Below are 20,319 nucleotides of genomic sequence, written 5' to 3' on the forward strand. Positions count from 1 at the left end.
CACCCGGCCGACGTCGTCAAAATTCCATAGCGAGCCCCGCTGGAGCGGCACCGGCCGTGCCACGCTGGCCGCCATGAGCAACTTGGCATGGACCGGGTCCCTGATCGGGCTCTTCCTGGTCGTGGCAATCCTGCTGAGGGCGGCGGGGCAGTATCTGGACCGCCGGGAGCAGCGGCGCTGAGCGTCAGTCTTCGAGGCCGGCGTGTTCGAGGTCGAGCAGGTGCTGCACCCGGCGTCGCGTGCTGTCGGTGATCTCGCCGTTCGCGAAGAGCCGGGTCAGTTCCGCGGCTTCGACGTCGAGCAGTTCCCGCCGCAGCGCGCGGTAGGCGGCGTCGTGGGAGGTGTCCGCCGGGTCCTCGGCGGCGGCTCGGATCCGGTCGGCGCGCGATTTCCAGCCCACGCGGAGCTGTTCGACCGCGTGCAGAGGCGCGGATTCGGTTTCGGCGACCTGTTCCAGGTGGTCCAGACCGGCTTCGGCGAGTCTCAGCCGGGCCGCACGGTACTCGTGGCGGACGGCGAGCGGGTCGAGCGCGATCCCGGTCCGGCGCACCAGCGGTGCCAGCGTGAATCCCTGCACCACCAAGGTCAGCACGATCACCGCCGTGGTCAGCAGCAGCACGAGATCGCGGTCAGCCAGCCCGGTCGCCGGCAGCGAAAGCGCGGCAGCCAGCGGCACGACGCCTCGTGCGCCTGCCCAGGAAATGACCGCGGGCGCCTGCCACGACAGCCGTCCGCGTCCGCGACGCTGCCGGATCGCGGTGAGCGCGAACACCAGCAGCAGCCGGACCACGACCAGCGTCGCCGCGATCCCCGCGGCCTGCAGCAGCCACCACGGGCCGCTGCTGGCGAGCCGCCGGACGAGGGCGGGCAACTGCAGGCCGATGAGGCCGAAAATGACGCTTTCCAGCAGGAACACCACGGTCTGGTACACCGCGCCGACCTGCAGGCGGATCCGCGCGGTGGACAGCCGTTCCGCCTGCGTCCCGAGGATCACGCTCGCCACGACCACGGCGGTCACGCCCGACGCGCCGACCGATTCCGCGATCACGTATCCCGCGTACGGCGTGACCAACGCGACCACGGTCTCCAGTACCGGATCCTCGGTGCGGCGGCGGATCACGAACGCACCCGCCGCCGTGAGCGCACCGACGACCAGGCCGCCGCCGGCCAGCAACGCGAACTCCCCCAGCATCCGGGACCACGCGGCGCCGCCCGCCACCGCCGCGAACAACGCGACCCGGAACAGCAACAGGCTGGTCGCGTCGTTGAACAGGCTTTCGGCTTGGATCAGGGCCTGCACCCGGGGCGGGAGCGCCAGCCGCCGCGCGAGTGCGGTCACGGCCACCGGGTCGGTGCTCGCGAGCACCGCGCCCAGCACAAACGCGACGCCGACGGGCATCCCGGTGACCGCGACCGCGATTCCGGCCACCGCCGCGGCGGACACCAGAACCAGCCCGACCGACAGCACCGCGACCGGCCGCGCCACCGCGCGCAGATCACGCCACGGAAGCTCCTCTCCCGCGGCGAACAGCAGCGGCGGCAGCACCACGAGACTGATGACGTCCGGGGTCACCTCGACCGCGGGAACGCCGGGCAGCAACCCCACCACCACGCCGACGAGCACCAGCAGAGACGGCGCGGGAAGGCGCAGCCGGTTGGCGAACGTCGCCACCACGGTCGCGATGACGACAAGGAACAACACCGTTTCGACGCCGCGCATCCGCCTGGTCCTCCACATCCGGTTCGGATGCCGACCAGACTTCCCGGCTCACCACGCGTCAGCCTACGCGGTCAAGCGGCGCGCACGGGACCGGATCTCGGCGGGTCACACCCCGGTGCGAAGCTCGTTTTCGACCCGGGCACGCCGTTTCTCCGGAAAGGTCAGTTTTTCGCTGATCCGCCAAAGCCTTTCCACCGCGTCCGGGTCCACCGCCGTCGAGGACGCCTTCGCCGGCAGCCTGCCGTCGTAGTAGCCGCCGTTGAACACCCGGGTTCCCGGGTCTGCTAGCCGGGCCACGACCTCGGCTCCGTCGGTCACGGGGCGGCCGCGGAAACTGTAGTGCGCCAGCATGCCGGTCGCGAGAATTCCCGGGTGCACGCTGACCGCCTCGCGCACCTTCGGGCAGCGCTCGGTCAGCGCCGTGGTGAACATGGTGAGCGCGAGTTTCGATTGCGCGTAGGCCGCGCCTCGGTGATAGCGGCGTTTGAAGTTCAGGTCGTTCCAGTTGATCCGCCCGCCGCGGTGCAGCGACGAGGACACGTTCACGACCCGGCTCACCGGCGACGCGGCGAGCGCGTCCTCCAGCAGCCGGGTGAGCAGGTAGGGCGCGAGGTAGTTGACCTGGAAGACCTGTTCGTGCCCGTCCGCGGTCACCGTCCGGCCTCCCGCACCGGCGGTTCCGGCATTGTTGACCAGGACGTCGATCCGCGGACAGGCCGCCGCGATCGCGTTCGCCATGTCGGCGACCTGGCGCAGTTCGGTGAAATCCGCGACGGCCAGATGCAACCGGCGCTCGTCGACGCCGGAGCCGAGCAGTCGCTCGCGGGTCTGCGCGGCTTCATCACCGCTGCGGGCATGCGCGATGACGATCGTGCTTCCGACAGCCAACTGCCGGACGGTGTGGTAGCCGAGGCCCTCAGCGGCACCGGTCACGAGAACAACAGAGTTTTCGGGCATGATTAGTCCACAATGGATTCTGCGGCGCGAGTACCGCGCCGGGCGGGCAGGTCAGCGACCGGCCGGGGAATCGTCGCGCACGACCGCATCGCCGGCCGGCTCCGGATCAGGCGGCCGATCGTCGTGGCGCACCCCGGGGCGTGCCCTCTGCCCATGCCGACGATGAAATCCCTCCGGCCGCCGCGAGGGCAAGAACCGGGACCCGGAACTTGCGGATTCCTGACGAACCGTTCTTTCCGGCCGCGCAACGGTTTACGCCGGGTGGATGAGGCGGCTTTCGTAGGCGAAGATCACGGCCTGGATCCGGTCGCGGAGTTCGAGTTTGTGCAGGATCCGGCCAAGGTGGGACTTCACGGTCGCCTCCGCGAGATGCAGGGCGGCGGCGATCTCGGCGTTGGACCGCCCGGAACCCACCTGGACGAGCACCTCGCGTTCGCGGGCGCTGAGCCTGCTGAGCCGTTCGTCGCGCGCGGTGGCGGCGGCGTCGGGGAGATGCGAGCGGAATTTCTCCAGCAGGCGGTGAGTCACACGCGGGGAGACGACCGCGTTTCCGGCGGCCACGGTGCGGATCGCGGAGAGCAGTTCCTCCGGCCGGGTGTTCTTGAGCAGGAAGCCCGAGGCTCCGGCTTTGAGCCCGGCGAAGGCGTACTCGTCCAGGTCGAAGGTGGTGAGGATCAGCACCTTGGTCTGCGGACAGTTCCGGATGATCTGCCGGGTCGCCTCGATTCCGTCGGTCTTCGGCATGCGGACGTCCATCAGGACGACGTCGGGGCGCAGATCGGCGGCTAGGCGGATGGCGTCGGTGCCGTTTTCGGCTTCGCCGACCGGTTCCAGGTCCGGTTCGGCCTCCAGAACCATGCTGAAAGCCATGCGCAGCAACGCTTCGTCGTCGGCGATCAGGATGCGGATCGTCATGCGGACTCCGTGGGGCCGAAGATCAGGCGGGTGTGGACTCGCCAGCCGCCGCTGGGAAGCGGTCCGGCTTCCACCGTTCCCCCGTAGACCGCCGAACGCTCGCGCATGCCGGTGATGCCGTTGCCGGGGCGGTTCACCGGGGAGGTCGGTGGGCCGGTATCCGTGACGTCCACGGTGACGGTCTCGGCGGCGCATTCGATCCGGACCTTCGCGCGGGTGCCGGCGGGGGTGTGCTTGAGAGTGTTGGTCAAGGCTTCCTGCACCAGGCGATAGACGGTCAGCTGCGCGGTCGCGGGGATGTGCGTGTGGTCGCCGTCGATATGGAGGTCGGTCGGGAGCCCGGCGGCGTTCGTCTGGCCGGCGAGGGTCTCCAGTTGGGCGATGCCGGGCAGCGGGTGGCGGGCCGCGTCCGGTTCGTCGGGGCGCAGGACGCCGAGGGCACGGCGCATGTCGGTGAGGGCTTGCCTGCCGGTTTCGGAGACCTGGAGCATCGCGGCGGTGGCCTTGTCCGGCGACCGATGCTGCGCGCGGACGGCGGCGTCGGTGAGCGCGACCATGACGGACAGATTATGGGTGACGATGTCGTGCATCTCCCGGGTGATCCGGGCCCTTTCCTCGGTGACGGCCCGTTCCCGCTTGGCTTCCAGGTAAGCCCGGGTGGTCCGGTCGTTCACCCCGAGCACGGCCGCGGCGACGACCATCGCGGTGAGCGCGGCGAACGGCGTCAGGAACGCACCGTCCGTCGCCCAGCGCAGGCAGGCGAGGACGGCCCCGATCTCCACCACGACGACCGCGGCGAGGGTGACGCGCTTGCCTGAGTTCGCGGCCACTGTGTACAGAGCCACCAGCAGCGCGATGTCGGCAGGCAACTGGACGCCCACCAGCCACTGGACGAAGGCCGCGGCCGCCACCACAGCGAACACCGTGCGCGGGGCCCGGCGCCGCCACACCAACGGCACCGCGAGGGCGGCGGTGAGCGGGACGGCCACCGGCAACTCCGCGGGTGCCCACATCGTCAGGACGTTGAGCAGGAGAAGCGCGGGCAGCAGCGAGTCCCACACCATCGGCGGTAGCCGGGACGCCCAGCGCATCACATCGCAATCGTAGGCCGACGGCGCGGCGCGCACATGAACCCGCAGTCTGACTGCGACGCGCCGGATTGCGACCGCAGCAGGACTCCCGATACCTCCTGCGGTCGGAGTCCGGACGCTGGTTCCGGTGTTCGATTGCCACTGGAGACGGCACGGAAATCGCGTCCGGAGAGCGATGCGGACACTCGGGTCCGCAGCCGAATATGGCCAGGTGACCGAGATCATCACCGGACTGAACCTGTTGGAACTCCTGACGTCGCTCAGCGCCCTCGCGTTGGTGGTGGCGCGGTGGTTGCCCGCCGTTGCCCGCCCGCGCGTCACCATCGCGGCGGGGGCGGTGTTTCTGCTGTCCGCGATCGCGCTCTGCGTGACCGGGATCCGCTGGCAGCTGCTGCCAGTGCTCGCGGGTGCTCTTGTCGCGGCACCGTTCGCTTTCTCCCCGCTGATACGGAGCCGTGCGCGGCGGGTCCGGTGGTGGCTGGCATTGCCGGGATCGGTGGTCTGCGTCTGCCTGATCCTCGCTGGTTCCGTTACGGCGTGGGCGTTTCCCGTCCCGGTCTTCCCAACGCCGTCCGGCGGCTTCGCGGTCGGCACGCGGGTGCTGCAGTGGACCGATCCGGACCGTCCTGAGACCTTCACCGCCGATCCTCAGGACCGGCGCACAGTAGTGGCCCAGCTCTGGTACCCCGCGCGGAAGAGCCCGGCTGACGTCGCCCGGTACCTCGGCCGCACGGAGGACGAAGCGCGCACCGTCGCCGAAGCACTCGCCAACGGAGTCGGTTTGCCGGGCTTCCTGCTCGACGGACTTCCGCACGCCCGTACCCACGCGATTCCCGACGCGCCCGTCGAGGGAGGACGGTTCCCGCTCGTGCTGTTCTCGCCGGGGTCCAGTGGAGTACGCACGCAGAACACCGCGTGGGCCGAAGAACTCGCCAGCCACGGTTACGTGGTCGCCGCGCTCGACCACCCGTACGACTCCGCCGCCGTCGTGCTCGCCGACGGCCGGACGATCACCACCGCGACCGTCTCCACCGGCGACCGGGACGAGGACGACCGGCTGGGCGACAACTGGACAGCGATCCGGGCCGCCGACCTCAGCTTCGCGCTGACCCGGCTGGAACGCCTCGACCAAGGCGACCCGCTGACCGGGCACCTGGACACCAGCCGGGTCGCCGCGACCGGTCATTCCATGGGCGGGGCTGCCGCACTGCAAGCGGCCAGGCGGGATCGGCGGTTCGACGCCGTCATCGATCTGGACGGCTACCCTCGCGGGCCCCTCTCGCCGACGCTCGACCAGCCGACACTCGCGCTCACGCAGGCCATCACGCCGGCTACCGATCCGCGGTACTTGCCGCAGCTCACCGAGGTGCTCAGCCGTGGTGCGGCGACCAACTACCGGGTCACTGTCCCTGGTGCCGCGCACCTGTCCTTCACGGACGGTCCGCTGTATCTGCCGCCGGTGCCGTCGATCGTCGGTTCGCTGGGACGGGACGAGAGTCCGCGCGTCGTTGCTGGTGCCACGCTTGCGTTCCTGGATTCCGTTCTGCGCCATGGAGCTGGCGATCTGGCAGGTGTGCTGTCGGGTTACGGGGAACTCACGGTGTCTGGCGGTGGCCGCTGATCGGCTCCAGCTACGACGAACGGCGGTTGTCCATCGCCCCATCAGCGGGTACTTCTATTTTTACAACGTTGTAAAGACGAGTGGAGGCTGGTCTCCATGCCGCTGAACCGCAGGCACTTCGTCGCGGGGACCGTCGCCGCACTGCTCGCCGGGGCGGCTGCCCCGAGCGCCGCGAGTCTCCGGAAGCCTGCGCGAGGCGGGTTCTACACGCCGAACGCGGCCCCGCTCGCCCCCACCGCGTTTCTCAAGCTGCCGCCGGGGGCGGTCAGGGCTCGCGGCTGGCTCGCCGGGCAGCTGCGGCTCCAGCTCGACGGCCTCTGCGGCCATTACCCCGAGATCTCGCATTTCCTCGACTTCGACACCACCGGCTGGGTACATCCCGAGCGCGGCGGCTGGGAGGAGGTGCCGTACTGGCTGCGCGGGTACGTCGACCTCGCCATCGTGACCGGGGACGGCACCGCCCTGGACTCGGCTCGCCGCTGGATCGACGCGGTTCTCGCTACTCAGCAGGCCGACGGGTTCTTCGGGCCGAACGAGTTGCGCACGAAATTCCGGGGCGGGCCGCACTTTTGGCCGTATCTGCCGATGATCCAGGCGCTGCGATCGTGGCAGGAGTACACCGGCGACGCGCGAATCGTCCCGTTGCTGACTCGGTTTTTCCGGTACATGAACGCTCAGCGCAACGACATCTTCGACGCGGACTGGCTGAACGTGCGCTGGGGCGACGGTCTGGACAGCATCTTCTGGCTGTTCAACCGCACTGGCGACACCTTCCTCCTGGACCTCGCCGACAAGATCCATCGTTACGGTGCCAACTGGGTCGGCAATCTGCCCAGCCTGCACAACGTCAATGTGGCACAAGGATTCCGTGAACCAGCGCAATACGCGCTGCGTTCGGGCGATACAAAGCTGATCCAAGCGTCCTATCAGGACTATGACCAGATCATGGCGGCGTACGGCCAATTCGCCGGCGGCGGGTTCGCCGGGGACGAGAACGCGCGGCCCGGTTTCGGCGATCCGCGGCAGGGCTTCGAGACGTGCGGGATCGTCGAATTCATGGCGAGCCATCAGTTGCTCACCCGGCTGACCGGCGATCCGGTGTGGGCTGACCGGTGCGAGGATCTCGCCTTCAATTCCTTGCCTGCCGCACTCGATCCGGCTGGGCGTGCGGTGCACTACATCACCAGCGCGAACAGTATTGATCTCGACAACGTGCCCAAGAGTGAAGGCCAGTTCCAGAACGGGTTCGCGATGCAGGCCTATCTGCCCGCCGTGGACCAGTATCGCTGTTGCCCGCACAACTACGGCATGGGCTGGCCGTATTTCACCGAGGAACTCTGGCTGGCCACACCGGACAAGGGGCTCGCGGCGTCGATGTATTCGGCGAGCAGCGTGACAGCGAAGGTCGCCGACGGGACCTCGGTGACCATCGACGAGGAAACGACGTATCCGTTCTCGGAGCAGATCACCTTTACTATCCGGACGCCGAAGCAGCTGAGTTTTCCGTTGTATTTCCGGATTCCGGCCTGGTGTACGGCTCCGCGGCTCACCGTGGCGGGCGCGCCGGTTGCGGTGCCTGCCGGGCCTGCGTTCGCGAAAGTGCGGCGGGCGTGGCGAAACGGCGATGTCGTTACCCTAGTGCTCCCGCAACGAACCTCCGTGCGAACATGGCGGGCGAACCATGACTCCCTGTCGGTCGATCACGGCCCGTTGACGTACTCGCTGCAGATCGGGGAACAGTACGAGCGGCTCGGCGGTTCTGCACAGTTCCCGGAGTATGCGGTGCATGCGACCACACCCTGGAACTACGGGCTGACCGTCGATGCCGCCTCGGCGATGACGTTCGCGGCCTCTAGCGAGCTGTCGGACAATCCCTTTACCCCGGACACCGCGCCAGTGCGGATCACCGCGCCTGCCCGGAAAATCACTGAATGGACGGCGGACGACCAGAATGTCGTCACGCCGTTGCAGGCGTCACCAGCGCGTAGTACGGAGGAGGTCGAGACGGTCACGCTGATTCCGATGGGCGCGGCCCGGTTGCGAATCACGTCGTTCCCGATCGCCTCGCCCGAGGGCACCCAGTGGCTGCCGGGCGGCGGCGGGGCGGGGTTCCGGATCGTGAACCTCAATTCCGGCAAGGTACTCGGGGTCGATCGGATGTCCACTGCGGACAGCGCGCAAGTCGTGCAGTACACCGACAACGGCACCGCCGACCATCTCTGGCAGCTCATCGCGAACGGCGACGGCTGGTACCGGATCCGCAATCACAACTCAGGCAAGGTGCTCGGCGTCGACCAGATGTCCACAACGGACAGCGCACAGGTCGTCCAGTACACCGACAACGGCACCGCCGATCACCTCTGGCAACTCATCGACAACGGTGACGGCTGGTTCCGGGTCGTCAATCGCAACTCCGGCAAGGTACTCGGGGTAGACCGGATGTCCACGGCGGACAGTGCGCAGGTGGTTCAGTTCGCTGACAACGGGACTGCGGACCACCTGTGGCAGCTGGTACCGGATGGTCAGCTGCGGATCGAGAACCGGAATTCGGGGAAGGTACTGGGCGTCGACCAGATGTCCACAGCCGACAGTGCTCGCGTGGTGCAGTTCGGCGACACCGGCACGGCGGATCACTTGTGGACCTTCGAGGCGACTGGTGGCTGGCTTCGGATCCGGAACGTCAACTCGGGCAAGGTGCTCGGGGTCGACCGGATGTCTACTGCGGACAGTGCGGAGGTAGTGCAGTTCAGCGACAACGGGACAGCCGACCACGACTGGCGGTTGCTCGACAACGGCAGCGGCTGGTTCCGGATCGTGAACCGCAACTCCGGCAAGGTGCTCGGCGTAGACCGGATGTCCACCGCGGACAGCGCACAGGTGGTCCAGTTCGCCGACAACGGGACCGCGGACCACCTGTGGCGGGTGCGTTAATCGGCGGCGCTTTCCGCGACCCGCAGCAACGCCTTCCCGATCACCGCCGCCTCCTCGTTGCTGACGTGCGCCGAAAAGTGCCGCTCGATGCTCCGCAGGTAGACCGGCGCGGTCTCGCGCAGCGCACGGACGCCCTCGTCGGTGATCACCGCCCAGCTGACCCGGCGGTCGTCCGGCTCCGGGCGCTTCGTCACCAGGCCGGCGCGCACTAGCTCGTCCACCAGTCGGCTCACCCGCGTACGGCTGAGCACCACCCGGTCGGCAACCTCCCGCATCCGCAGGCCCTTCGCACCCACCGCGTTCAGTTCCAGCAGGACGTCGTACCAGGCCAGGGGCACGGTGCCGCCGCGCCGCACGTCGGTTTCGATGGCGCGCACCGCCGCGCTGTGCGCGAGCAGCATCGCCCGCCACGCCTCCAGGCCGATCTTCGGATCGCTCACCGCCCCAGTCTAGGCCATTGCGTGCGTACGCACCTAATATGTAGAGTGCGTGCGTACGCACCTAAATGGTCCGAGGAGGACTGGATGGTCAAGCCCATCACGCGGGACGAGGTCAAGCGGCGGATCGACGCCGGTACGGCGATCGTCGTCGAGGCACTGCCCGCCGAGTACTACGCGAAGGCGCATCTGCCCGGCGCGCTCAACCTGCCGGTCGACGACGTCGAGGAACTCGCCCCCACCCTGTTGCCGCACAAGGATTCCGCGGTCATCGTCTACTGCGCCGATTCTCCCTGCCAGAACTCCGGCAACGTGGCAAAGCACCTGCAAGAACTCGGCTACACCCAGGTCTTCGACTACGACGAGGGCAAAGCCGACTGGATCGCGGCCGGACTGCCGACCGAATCCGGCGAATAAGAAAGGACTGGTACCCACCATGGCAGACACGACAGCGGCCACCCGGATCGTCGCCGGGGTGGAACTTCCCTCGGCGGGCACGTGGAAGGTCGACCCTGGACACGCCGAGGTCGGTTTCGTCGGCAGACACTTCATGCTCACCAAGGTCCGCGGCCGTTTCACCGGCGTGGACGCGACGCTGGACATCGGCGAGCAGATCGAGGACACCAAAGTCACCGCGGTCATTGACATGGCCACTGTGGACAGTGGGGACCAGACCCGGGACGACCATCTCCGTTCCGGTGATTTCTTCGACGTGGAAAAGCATCCGCGCGCCACGTTCGAATCGACCTCGGTCACGGCGACCGGCAGCGAAGCCGTCATGGTCGGAAACCTGACGATCAAGGGTGTCTCGCATCCGGTCGCCCTCGCCGTGGAGTACCTCGGCCACGCGCGCGATCCGTGGGGATCCGACCGGGCGGTGTTCTCCGCACGCGGCAAGATCAACCGCGAGGACTGGGGACTGGTCTGGAATATGGTGATGGAAACGGGCGGTCTGCTCGTCTCCAAGGAGATCGAACTCGTTCTTGAGGTCGAGGCGATCCGCTCCTGACTGAGCGGCGCGGCCGGGTTCCCGGCCGCGCCAATCGGTCAGCGCGCCTCGACGTCGGCCATCACCGCGGCGGCGAGAGCGAATTGTTCCTGCGCCGCCTCGTCCTCACCTCGTGCTTGACGGCACGCGCCCAGCCGATTCCGGACCTCGATTTCCGCCCACGGCGACATTTGATCTGTCAAAGCGCTCAACGCACGCAGATGGTGTGCGAGCGCGACGTCCAGGCTGCCCAATTCCTGTTCCGCACTGCCGAGCCTCGACAGCGAACTCACCAGGAGCAGCCGGTCGCCCACCTGCTCGGCCAAGGAAGCCGCCTCGCGCAAGGGTTCCGCGGCTTCGACGGACCGGCCGAGGTGCAATCGGACGCTGCCGATGTGGCTCAACACCCGGCCCAGCATCGCCGGATTACCCGTCTTGACCGCGACTTCCCGCGATTCGGCGAACGCGGCGAGGGAGCGTTCGTAATTGCCCTGTTTGAAATGCACGTAGCCGAGCCCGGACACCGCCCGTTCCACCAGCCAGCTGTCCGCCACTTCCTCGGCGAGCGTCTTCCCCTCGGCCAGCACCTCTTCCGCTTCGTCGAGCGGACCGGCGAGCATCGTGACCATTCCCAGCCCGCACAGGCCCCGCGCGGTTTCCCGCCGGTCGCCGGTTTCCCGGCTGATCCGCAGTCCTTCCTCGCACCATTGCCTGGCTTCCGCGGAATCGCCCAGCGCGAGATGCGCCCAGCCGAGCCCGAAACGCAGCGCGGTCGCCATTCGCCGGTCCGCGAGAGTGTCCGCTTCGGACAGTGCGACTTCCAGCAGGGCAACGCATTCCCGGTACCGGATGCGCCGCACGAGGTAGTCGACCGCGCTTTCGGCGATCCAGCACGCGTAGTCCGAATGGCCCGCGGCGACCGCGGACGAGACCACTTCCACCAGGTCGCCTGCCTGGTCCAGCCAGGCCGAGGCGTCCACCAGACCGGCGAAGGGCGACTCGGCGGGGGTCGGACCGCTGGGGAAACCCGGTTCGCCCCATTCGCTCGCCGCCCGGCAGGCGTGCAGGTACACCCCCAGCCCGCTGGTGACGTCGGGTTCGTCCCCGGCGAGGCGGCGCGCGTAAACGGCGACCAGGTCGTGCATCCGGTACCGGCCCGCGGCGGGTGCCTGCACGAGGTTGGCGTCGACCAGATCCTCGAGCACGCTTTCCGCCTCGCGCCGGGAACAGCCGAGCATCGCGGCGAGCACCAGTTCGTCGAATTCCGGCGCGGGTGCGCGGCCCAGCGTGCGGAAGGCGCGTTGCGTACTAGCCGGAAGCTGGTCGTAGGAAAGCCGGAACGCGGCCTCGACGCTGCGTTCCTCCGCAGTCAATTCGCCGAGGCGGCTCGTGTCGTCGGAGAGCCGGTCCGCCAGGTCGCGGAAGGTCCACATCGGACGGTTCTGGAGCCGGGCTCCCGCGATGCGCAGCGCGAGCGGAAGCCGTCCGCACAGACTGGCCAGCTCGTGCACAGCCTCGCGTTCCTGCCCCGCGCGTGCCGGGCCGACGATCCGGCTCAGCAGGCCGGCCGCGGCGTCGGAAGTCAAGGGCCCCAAGGAAATCCGGCGTTCGACGTCCAGGCCGGGCAGGCGGCGACGGCTCGTGATCAGCACGCGGTTTCCGGTGCCGCCGGGCAGCAGCGGGCGGACCTGCTCGGCGCTGACGGCGTCGTCCAGCACCAGCACCAAGCGCAGCGGCGCGGTAGCCGCGCGCCAGTTCGCGGACAGTTCGTCCAGGTCGTCCGGAATGTTCTGGTCGTTGACGCCAGCCGAACGCAGCAGCCGGCGCACCACGCGCACCGGAGCGAGCGGGGCCCGGCTGGTGCTGTGCCCGTGCAGGCCGACGAACAGGCAGCCGTCGGGATGTTCGTCGCGCAACAGCTGGGCCGCGCGCACTGCCAGCGCCGTCTTTCCGGCCCCGGGCACCCCGTCGACCGCCGACACCGCGCTCCCGGGCGCGGCGAGCCGGGCCAGTTCGTCGTCGCGACCAGCCAGCTCTCCGACGTCGGCGGGCAGCTCGTCCCGGATCCGCGGCTGCGCTGGCCGCGCCGCGAGGCCGAGTGTTCCGTCGTCACCGCGCAGCACCGCTTCGTGCACGCGGCGCAGGTCTTCGCTGGGTTCGAGCCCCAGCTCATCGAGCATCCGGACGCGGAACTCGCGCCAGGTGTCGAGCGCGTCGGTCTGCCGTCCGGCGCCGTAGAGGGCACGCATGAGCAGCCCGGTGAGCGGTTCGCGGTCCGGGTGCTCGGCAAGCAGCGCCGACACCTCCCCGATCGCCGACTCGTAGTCGCCCAGCCGGATCAGCGCGTCCGTCCGGCCCTCGACCAGCCCGATCCGGCGTTCGGCGAACCGGCGCCGTTCCCGTTCGGCGAACGGACCGGGCAGTCCGGCCAGCGGAACGCCCTCGTAGAAGGCCAGCGCCTGGCCGTAACCGTCGGCCGCGGCGGCGACCGCACCGGCCGCGGCCGCTTTCTTGGCCCGCGCGGCGATCTCCTCGACGCGCACCGCGTCCACGCCGACGCCCGCGCTGGCGAACCGGTACCCGCCGGGGTCGGTCCGCAGCACCGCTTTCGCGTCCGCGCCGGCCGCTGCCAGGGATTTCCGCAGCTGGTAGATGTAGCCGGGCACGCCGTCGCTCTCCGGCGGATGCTCGCCCCACACCCGGTCGACCAGCTCGGCCCGGCTGACCGTCACGTCCGGCCGCAGGAGCAGCGCGACCAGCATCGTCGTGCGCAGCACCGGCCCGAGTTCGAGCGGCTGCCCGCCGTACCAGCCGCGGACGGGTCCGAGCACCGCGAACTCCAGCCGGGACCCGGGCTCGCGCTCCGCACCGTCCCGGCCGGTTCCCGCGGCCCCCGAAGACATACCGGGAGTTTAAAGCAGCTCTCGCCGGTGTCCCCCGGGAGAGCTACTCGCGGGTGTCCACTGTGCGGGGACGATTTCGCGGTCGCGGATCAGTAGCGTTTCCGCCATCCGGGTTTCCGTTGATGGAGGGGTATTCGATGCGCAAGGTCGGGGGAATCGCGGCGATCGCGGCTTGTCTGGTGCTGACGGGGTGCGACGAGGAAACGGATCCGGATTCGGTGCCGAGCAGCGCACCGGTCAGCGCTCCGGTCAGCCAGGCCGCGTTCACCGGAGTGAAGAAGCTCACCGTCGACGGCAAATCGGTGAATGTATCCTGCGCCGGAACGCTCGAAAAAGGCAAACCGGTCGTCATTCTGCTGCACGGCGGCGGGGACGCACTGGACAAATTCGCCAGCCTGCAGGAAAAGCTCGGGAAGAAGAACCGGGTGTGCTCCTACGACCGGCTCGGCGCGGGCGGCAGTGCCCAGCCGGACGGCCCGCAGACCTTCGAGACCACCGGAAAGGTGCTGACCGGCGTCATCGGCCAGCTCGCCGCGGACTCCCCGGTCGTGCTGGCCGGGCATTCGCTCGGCGGGCTGATCGCCGCCCGTTACGCGCCCGAGCACCCGGACAAGGTGAAAGGCCTGGTGCTGATGGACGCCACCTCGCCGACACAGAACGCCGACCTGGCCAAGGAAATCCCGGCCAATGCCACCGGGGACGCGGCCGATCTCCGCGCGCAGACCATGGCGGTGTTCAAGGGCGAAAGCCCGGAAAAGCTGGTCGTCGCCGATGCCGCCGTGAAATCCGCCGGGGCTATTCCGGTCGAGGTGATCAAGCACGGCCAGGAATACCTCGCACAACTGCCGCAGTACGGTCCGGGACTGGAACGGGCGTGGACCGAAGGGCAGCAGAAATGGCTCGAGATTTCCAGCCGGGCCAAGCTGACGGTCGCGAAAACCAGCGGGCATTACATTTACGTCGACCAGCCCGATCTCGCCGTGCAGGAAATCGAAGACGTCGCCGCGCGGGCAGCTGGTTAATCCGCCAGCCCGTGCCGGTATGCGTAAACGACCGCCTGCACCCGGTCGCGGACGCCGAGTTTGGCGAGCATGCGCGAAACGTAAGTCTTCACCGTCTCCTGGCTGAGCACGAGCGTCGCGGCGATTTCGCTGTTGGACAGGCCGTCCGCGACCAGCCGGAGGACTTCCAGCTCGCGCGGGGCCAGCGGGAGGCCACCCGGATCCGCGGCAGCGGGGCGGATCCGGGTGGCGTACCGGCCGACGAGCTGGCGCGTCACCTCGGGGTCCAGCAGCGCCGCGCCGGACGCGACGGTCCGGATTCCGTGCAGCAGCTGCTCCGGCGGAGCGTCCTTGAGCAGGAATCCGGCGGCACCGGCGCGCAAGGCCTGGTAGACGTTCTCGTCGAGGTTGAAATTGGTCACCACCAGCACTTTCGCCGGCCGCGGCACGTCGGCTCCGGCCAGCAGCCGGGTCGCGGCGATACCGTCGAGGACCGGCATCCGCACGTCCATCACCACGACGTCCGGACGCAGCTCGCGGGCCAGGTCTACCGCGGACTGGCCGTCGCCGCATTCGCCGGCGACCTCGAGGTCCGGCTGCGCGTCGATGATCGTCACCAGCCCGGTGCGGACCAGCACCTGATCGTCGGCCACGAGGACCCGCAGCGGCGCGGTCATGCCGGAATCCGGGCCCGGACGTAAAACCCGCCGCCCTCGCCGCGTCCCGCGCTGAACTCGCCGCCGACGTCGTCCACCCGCTCGCGCAGTCCGGCCAGCCCGCGCCCGCTTCCGCCGACGGCCGCGTCCGCCTCGCTGTCGGTGCGGATTTCCACGGTGATGTCCTCGTCGCCGCGGCGGACCTGGACCGAAGTGGGGCTGCCGTGCGCGTGTTTGAGGGCGTTGGTCAGCGCTTCCCGCACGACCCGGTACGCCAGCCCCGATTCCACCGGCGGGCCCACCTCGGTGAACTCCACCGGCTGCCCGGCTCGCCGCGTCTGCTCGACCAGGGTGTCGAGGCCGAGGTCAGGCTGGGGGCCGGGGTTGAGCACGTCGAGCAGATTCCGCAGCTCAGCGATGGCCTGGCGGCCGGTACCGGTGACCGTGGCGAGGGTCTGGTCGAGCCGGTCGCCGCTCAGGTAACGCGCCGATTCGGTCTGCACGACCATGGCCGTCACGTGATGGGTCACGACGTCGTGCAGCTCGCGGGCGAGCCTCGCCCGTTCGGCGGCGCGCGTTTCCTCAGCGATCCGGCGGCGCCGTTCCGCCTCCGCGACGCGGGTGGAGCGCAGCCACGCGCCGATCCCCCACACGACGACCAGCGACAGGTAGAACGCGACCACCCCCGCCGCCGGCTCGCCGCCGCCACGCAGCGGAAACGCCGCCACGAACAGCAGATACGCCACGGTGAAGCCGATCGCCGCGGTGCGCCGGCCCCGGCCCGCCCGCCAGCCGGCGTTCAGCACCGCGACCGGCAACGCCGAACCGGCGAACGAGTGGTAACCGCTCAGCTGATCGAGCGCGAACCCGGCCGCCACCAGCGTCAACATGGCGATCGGCCACCGGCGGCACCCCGCGAGCGACAACGACTGCAGCGCGACCGCCACGACGGCCAGCGCGTCGTACGGCCGCGAGGGCAGCCCGCCGAACTGGGTCCCGAACGTCTGCAGCGACGGCAGCAGCGATCCGACGAAGAGCAGCAACCCGATCAACGGGAACACCGTGTGCTTCGAGACCCGCCGGAGGTTGATCACCCGGCGAGTGTATTCCGGACGAAAAGGATGCCGTATTCGCTCACCGCGGGTTGCCCGATCACTACTCCTCGGCTGCCCATTCGTCCCGGGTCAAGGCGTACTCGACCTCGCCGTGTTCGGTGCCTGGCAGCGGATCGTCGAACTCGACGTGGAACGTACGGACATAGCGCAATCCGGCCCGTTCCATCACCCTGCGGGACGGGGTGTTCACCGCCATCGTCTGCGCCCACACGCGTCGCGTGCCTAGCTCGGTGAATCCTTTGTGGATCGCGGCCCGCGCACCTTCCGTCGCGTATCCCTTGCCCCAGGCCTTCGCCATCAGCCGATAGCCGAGTTCCAGCTCGGTCGTGCTGCCGTCTTCCGGCGGATCCAGGGAAATCCAGCCGATGAACTCGCTACTCGCCCTCTCGATCGCCGCCCAGCGTCCGGCCGGTCCTTTCTCGTAATCCTGGAGAATGGCAGGCAGAACCTTGTGCTCGATCTCCGCGCGCGGCGTCGGCTCGCCGGCGAGGAAGCGCATCACTCGCGGGTCGCTGTCGAGCTGGACCAGATTCTCCATGTCGGCCTCGGTGAATTGCCGCAGCAGCAAGCGATCCGTCTCCAGGAATTTCACCGGGCCGCCATTCCGGCAGCCGCGGCGATCCGGTCCCGCGATTCCAGCAGCCGGTCCCTGAGCCTGGGCAGATCGACCCCCAGGAGCTTGCCGTCCCGCTTGACCGCGCGTCCGCCGACGTACACGCTGTCCACCAATCCCGGATGTCCGGAAGTGACCACTGTGGACACTGGATCGCTGACCGGAAAGACCGACAGGTCTTCGGCGTCAAGGAGAATCAGGTCCGCGTCCTTGCCGACGCTGATGCTGCCTGTCCGGTCTGCTCGCCCACAGGCCCGCGCGCCCTCCACCGTCGCGAACTCAAGCAGATCGCGTGCGACAAGACCGCCGTCGAGACCGCGCTGCGTCGCAAATGCCGTACGCATGGCCGAAAACATGTCACCCCCAGCTGACGGACAGTCGTCAATCGACAACGAAGGCCTGATCCCAGCAGCCAGCAGCCGTCCGGTTTCCGGCCACCCGAACCCCATCTTCACCTCGACGTCCGGGCTGATCGTCACCGAACAGCCGGTATCCGCGAGGATCGCCAACTGCTCGTCGGTGAGACCGTTGCCGTGAACGATTGTCGTACGGTCGTCAAGCAGGTTTCGTTCGTGCATCTCGGGAATCGAGTCGCACACCTCGCCGTGGACATGCACGCTCACCCGAAGGCCGAGTTCCCGCGCCAACGCGACGTCCGCGACGGTTGTGTCCATTGTGGTCAGAATCGGCCCGCGCAATCCGAACGCCATCTCGTCGCCCGGCAACCGTTTCCTTATGCGGGTCACGTCTTCGGGTTCCATTGCGCAGTAACAGAAGATCGATCGTCCGGGAGCTTCGTCGAGCGCGTCGATCGCCGCGTCGGCGTTCTCCGGTCGGTCTGAGCAGTGGAACCAGTCAAGCATCGTCGTCACGCCCGAGTCGAGCGCTTCGAGGCGACCCAGGAGATTGCCGAGATACACGTCCTCCGGCTGATAGTGCGGCCGGAGCTTGCCGTGCATGGCAGCGCGGTATTCGGCGAACGTCCAGTCCGCGCCGATCCCGCGAAACGCCGTCTGCCAGGTGTGCCGATGGGTGTCCACGAAGCCCGGCAGAACGATCTTGCCCTTGACGTCCACGACCTCCGCGTCGACGTCCAGGGCGGCCCCGACCGCCGCGATCCGACCGTCCTCGATCAGCACGTCCCCGCACGGAAAGTCCCCCACCGCTGGGTCGAGGCTGACCACCGTCCCGCCGCACAGCAAAGTCCGCATCGCGCCCCCTTCTAGAGTTGATGCGTCAACTCTAGGGCCGCACGAGTTGACGAGTCAACTGTGCCAGTACGCTTGCCGTCCATGACCCCCGAAGATTGGGAGCTGTGGAACGCCTGGGTCCACGCACAACGCCTGCTCACGCGTGAACTCGACCGCGGGTTGCAGCGGGAATGCGGCATCACGAAGACCGAATTCAGCGTTCTCGTGACGCTGTGGCGGACGCCCGGGCACGAGCTGCGCGTCGGCGACCTGGTCGAGGCGCTCGGCTGGGAGAAGAGCCGCGTCTCGCACCAGCTGACCCGGATGGAGGCGCGCGACCTCATCGCCCCCGCCCGGAGCCCCAGCGGACGGCGCACCGGGATCAGCCTCACCTCTCAGGGCCGATCCATCGTCCAGGATGCGCTGGTGGTGCACGGCGACAACATCCGCCGCCACTTCCTGGATTCGCTGACCCCCTCGCAGACCACGGCCATCCGGTCGTGGGCGGAGCAGACGATCGAACGTATTGAGCCAGGTCGTTGACCGGACGCTACCGTGTTCCGAAGATGACTACAGGTATCCGAAAGGTTGATGCCGGATGAGCGACGCGTCGGGCAAAGCAGCGTCGCCGGCCGCGGACCGGACGCTGACCGTTCTGGAGGCTCTCGTGCGGGCGGAGGAGCCGTTGACGCTCACCGCGCTCGCGAAGACCGCCGGGGTACCGCTCGCCACCTGCGCGTCTATCGCGTACACGCTGGAGCAGCGGGGGTATGCCGTGCGCCGGGTCGTGGGTCGGAGCCACTTCTGGCGTCCCACTCTGCGGCTCTACGGGCTGGCTATCGAACTGGTCCGGAAGGTCGATCTGCCGTCCCTTGTACAGGCGGACCTGCGCCGTCTTGCGGAGAGCCTGGGGATGCCCGCGCATGTCGGGATCCTGGAGGACGCTTCGGTCGTCTATGTCGCGAAGGCTTCTACGCCCGGGTTTGTGCAGTTCGATACTTACCGGGGGAAGGTCGCGCCGTTTGATCTGACCGCTTTGGGGCGGGCGATTGCCGCGCATTTGCCGGAGGCTGAGCTTAAGCCGTTGCTGTCCCGCCTTTCGCGGGGTGTTGGCCCCAACGCTGTTGCTCCTGACGCAGGGCGGTTCCTGGCCTTGCTGGCGAAGGTACGGGCGGATGGGTATGCGATCGAGAGCGAGGAGGAGCAGGCGGAGATCGCTTGCCTTGCGGCACCGTTCTTTGACGCCGAGGGGTCGGTTGCCGGAGCGGTGGGGGTGACGGGGTTCGCTCGGCAGTTGGTTGGGGAGAAGCGGAAGGCCGCGGCGCGAGGGGTGGTTCAGGTGGGACAGGAGGTCTCGCGGCGGTTGGGGTTTGCCGGAGTGAAGCCAACGGCCGGAACTTCAGAACCCGAACTACCGATAGCCCCTCGAACAACCATTTAACCACATACCGGGCAGACACTCTCGCGAACTTTATCGTCCAGCCCGCGAGTCGCGCATTGCACCACCCTCCGTCGAATTGTTTTCAGAAGCAATCTTCCTACACGACCGACCATGCAGCCGGAGAAAGAGCAGAATCAGCGCACAACCTCAAAAATTAGCATCAGCAAGAGACTACTCGCTTTTCGAGCTGGCCACAAAGATGGATACTCGCTTCGGCTTCCCATTGGTCTTAATCGGGTCAGCCAACGATAATGCTACATCTTGCAGAACCTCTAAGGCGATATTATAATCAGAACGAGATCGCTCTTTAAATTCCTCGGCGTCCGGCCACCAGATTACAGTTCGCTTACCATGAAGATTCAGAATACCTTCCCAGAGGGAGTCCGACAAGGCATCCCAGCTTCGCGATCCCATTACCGGCGGATCCAGGGGAAGCACAGAGCGCACAGCATCAAAGAAAGCCTTCCGACCTAAACCTTCCCCTGTCAAAATAGTGAAAACCTGCTGCCGCGCACTCTTTAGACGCAGAATCAATGGACTAATTTTATCTGCCTCTACCTTTGTAACACCTATACGATATTCCATTCCCGTCACCGAATCCGAACGAATGCTGGAGGACCACTGTCGCCATAGTGCGTCCACGTATAGTACGTCTCACCAGACTGGGCGTTTTGCACGACACGCAGGGGCCCAGCGCCTTTTACCCCGGGCGGCGCAGCCACCCTGTACTCAAGATACGG

At 68.0% G+C, this 20,319-nt stretch carries 18 protein-coding genes; 7 read left to right on the top strand and 11 right to left on the bottom strand.

The window, feature by feature from the left end; translation table 11 throughout:
- Nucleotides 1-184: 184 nt before the first annotated feature.
- The 4 genes from RPX00_RS04305 to RPX00_RS04320 all read right to left on the bottom strand — a co-directional run bounded on the left by RPX00_RS04305 (nt 185) and on the right by RPX00_RS04320 (nt 4,683).
- A complete protein-coding gene (locus tag RPX00_RS04305) occupies nt 185-1,720 on the bottom strand; it encodes a Na+/H+ antiporter (protein WP_406637663.1) in 1,536 nt (511 codons plus the stop codon).
- 105 nt (nt 1,721-1,825) lie between these two features.
- Entirely contained in the window at nt 1,826-2,677 is an 852-nt protein-coding gene (locus RPX00_RS04310; protein ID WP_406637665.1) for an SDR family NAD(P)-dependent oxidoreductase, read from the bottom strand.
- Between the two features lie 252 nt (nt 2,678-2,929).
- Nucleotides 2,930-3,592, bottom strand: a complete 663-nt coding sequence (locus tag RPX00_RS04315; protein ID WP_406637667.1) for a response regulator — start codon at nt 3,590-3,592, stop codon at nt 2,930-2,932.
- Nucleotides 3,589-4,683, bottom strand: a complete 1,095-nt coding sequence (locus RPX00_RS04320; RefSeq protein WP_406642758.1) for a sensor histidine kinase — start codon at nt 4,681-4,683, stop codon at nt 3,589-3,591. The genes RPX00_RS04315 and RPX00_RS04320 overlap by 4 nt, the downstream gene beginning before the upstream one ends.
- A 211-nt stretch (nt 4,684-4,894) precedes the next feature.
- Between RPX00_RS04320 and RPX00_RS04325 the strand changes: the two genes are divergently transcribed.
- Both RPX00_RS04325 and RPX00_RS04330 read left to right on the top strand, forming a co-directional pair.
- A complete protein-coding gene (locus RPX00_RS04325) occupies nt 4,895-6,304 on the top strand; it encodes an alpha/beta hydrolase family protein (RefSeq protein ID WP_406637669.1) in 1,410 nt (469 codons plus the stop codon).
- 96 nt (nt 6,305-6,400) lie between these two features.
- Nucleotides 6,401-9,235: an RICIN domain-containing protein gene (locus RPX00_RS04330; RefSeq protein ID WP_406637671.1), complete on the top strand. Its 2,835-nt coding sequence runs from the start codon at nt 6,401-6,403 to the stop codon at nt 9,233-9,235.
- On the opposite strand, the gene RPX00_RS04335 is transcribed toward RPX00_RS04330, so the two are convergent.
- Nucleotides 9,232-9,675, bottom strand: coding sequence for a MarR family winged helix-turn-helix transcriptional regulator (locus RPX00_RS04335; RefSeq protein ID WP_406637673.1), 444 nt, complete (start codon nt 9,673-9,675; stop codon nt 9,232-9,234). The genes RPX00_RS04330 and RPX00_RS04335 overlap by 4 nt on opposite strands.
- Nucleotides 9,676-9,759: 84 nt before the next feature.
- On the opposite strand from RPX00_RS04335, the gene RPX00_RS04340 reads away from it, so the two are divergent.
- A complete protein-coding gene (locus RPX00_RS04340; protein WP_406637675.1) occupies nt 9,760-10,089 on the top strand; it encodes a rhodanese-like domain-containing protein in 330 nt (109 codons plus the stop codon).
- Nucleotides 10,090-10,108: 19 nt separating this feature from the next.
- A complete protein-coding gene (locus tag RPX00_RS04345) occupies nt 10,109-10,681 on the top strand; it encodes a YceI family protein (RefSeq protein ID WP_406637676.1) in 573 nt (190 codons plus the stop codon).
- Between the two features lie 38 nt (nt 10,682-10,719).
- Here RPX00_RS04345 and RPX00_RS04350 read toward each other — a convergent pair whose 3' ends face one another.
- On the bottom strand, nt 10,720-13,563 hold the full coding sequence (locus RPX00_RS04350; RefSeq protein ID WP_406637678.1) for an AfsR/SARP family transcriptional regulator: 2,844 nt from the start codon (nt 13,561-13,563) through the stop codon (nt 10,720-10,722).
- Between the two features lie 137 nt (nt 13,564-13,700).
- Between RPX00_RS04350 and RPX00_RS04355 the strand changes: the two genes are divergently transcribed.
- The gene (locus RPX00_RS04355) at nt 13,701-14,585 is read left to right on the top strand and encodes an alpha/beta fold hydrolase (protein ID WP_406637680.1); all 885 of its coding nucleotides are present in this window, start codon (nt 13,701-13,703) and stop codon (nt 14,583-14,585) included.
- Here the strand turns inward: RPX00_RS04355 and RPX00_RS04360 are convergent.
- From RPX00_RS04360 to RPX00_RS04375, 4 genes are all read right to left on the bottom strand, one after another.
- Nucleotides 14,582-15,241, bottom strand: a complete 660-nt coding sequence (locus tag RPX00_RS04360; RefSeq protein WP_406637682.1) for a response regulator — start codon at nt 15,239-15,241, stop codon at nt 14,582-14,584. The genes RPX00_RS04355 and RPX00_RS04360 overlap by 4 nt on opposite strands.
- A complete protein-coding gene (locus RPX00_RS04365; RefSeq protein WP_406637684.1) occupies nt 15,238-16,314 on the bottom strand; it encodes a sensor histidine kinase in 1,077 nt (358 codons plus the stop codon). The genes RPX00_RS04360 and RPX00_RS04365 overlap by 4 nt, the downstream gene beginning before the upstream one ends.
- Before the next feature lie 61 nt (nt 16,315-16,375).
- On the bottom strand, nt 16,376-16,927 hold the full coding sequence (locus tag RPX00_RS04370) for a GNAT family N-acetyltransferase (protein ID WP_406637686.1): 552 nt from the start codon (nt 16,925-16,927) through the stop codon (nt 16,376-16,378).
- Nucleotides 16,924-18,159 carry an amidohydrolase family protein gene (locus RPX00_RS04375; RefSeq protein ID WP_406637688.1) on the bottom strand — a complete coding sequence of 412 codons (1,236 nt, stop codon included), beginning with the start codon at nt 18,157-18,159 and terminating at the stop codon, nt 16,924-16,926. The genes RPX00_RS04370 and RPX00_RS04375 overlap by 4 nt, the downstream gene beginning before the upstream one ends.
- Before the next feature lie 81 nt (nt 18,160-18,240).
- Here RPX00_RS04375 and RPX00_RS04380 point away from each other — a divergent pair, with 81 nt between their 5' ends.
- Together RPX00_RS04380 and RPX00_RS04385 are read left to right on the top strand one after the other, a co-directional pair.
- On the top strand, nt 18,241-18,681 hold the full coding sequence (locus RPX00_RS04380; RefSeq protein WP_406637689.1) for a MarR family winged helix-turn-helix transcriptional regulator: 441 nt from the start codon (nt 18,241-18,243) through the stop codon (nt 18,679-18,681).
- A 55-nt stretch (nt 18,682-18,736) separates the two neighbouring features.
- Entirely contained in the window at nt 18,737-19,579 is an 843-nt protein-coding gene (locus RPX00_RS04385) for an IclR family transcriptional regulator (protein ID WP_406637691.1), read from the top strand.
- 171 nt (nt 19,580-19,750) lie between these two features.
- Here RPX00_RS04385 and RPX00_RS04390 read toward each other — a convergent pair whose 3' ends face one another.
- Nucleotides 19,751-20,164: a barstar family protein gene (locus RPX00_RS04390; RefSeq protein ID WP_406642760.1), complete on the bottom strand. Its 414-nt coding sequence runs from the start codon at nt 20,162-20,164 to the stop codon at nt 19,751-19,753.
- Nucleotides 20,165-20,319: the final 155 nt, after the last annotated feature.

Source organism: Amycolatopsis sp. WGS_07, assembly GCF_045278895.1.
Taxonomy (GTDB): Bacteria; Actinomycetota; Actinomycetes; order Mycobacteriales; family Pseudonocardiaceae; genus Amycolatopsis.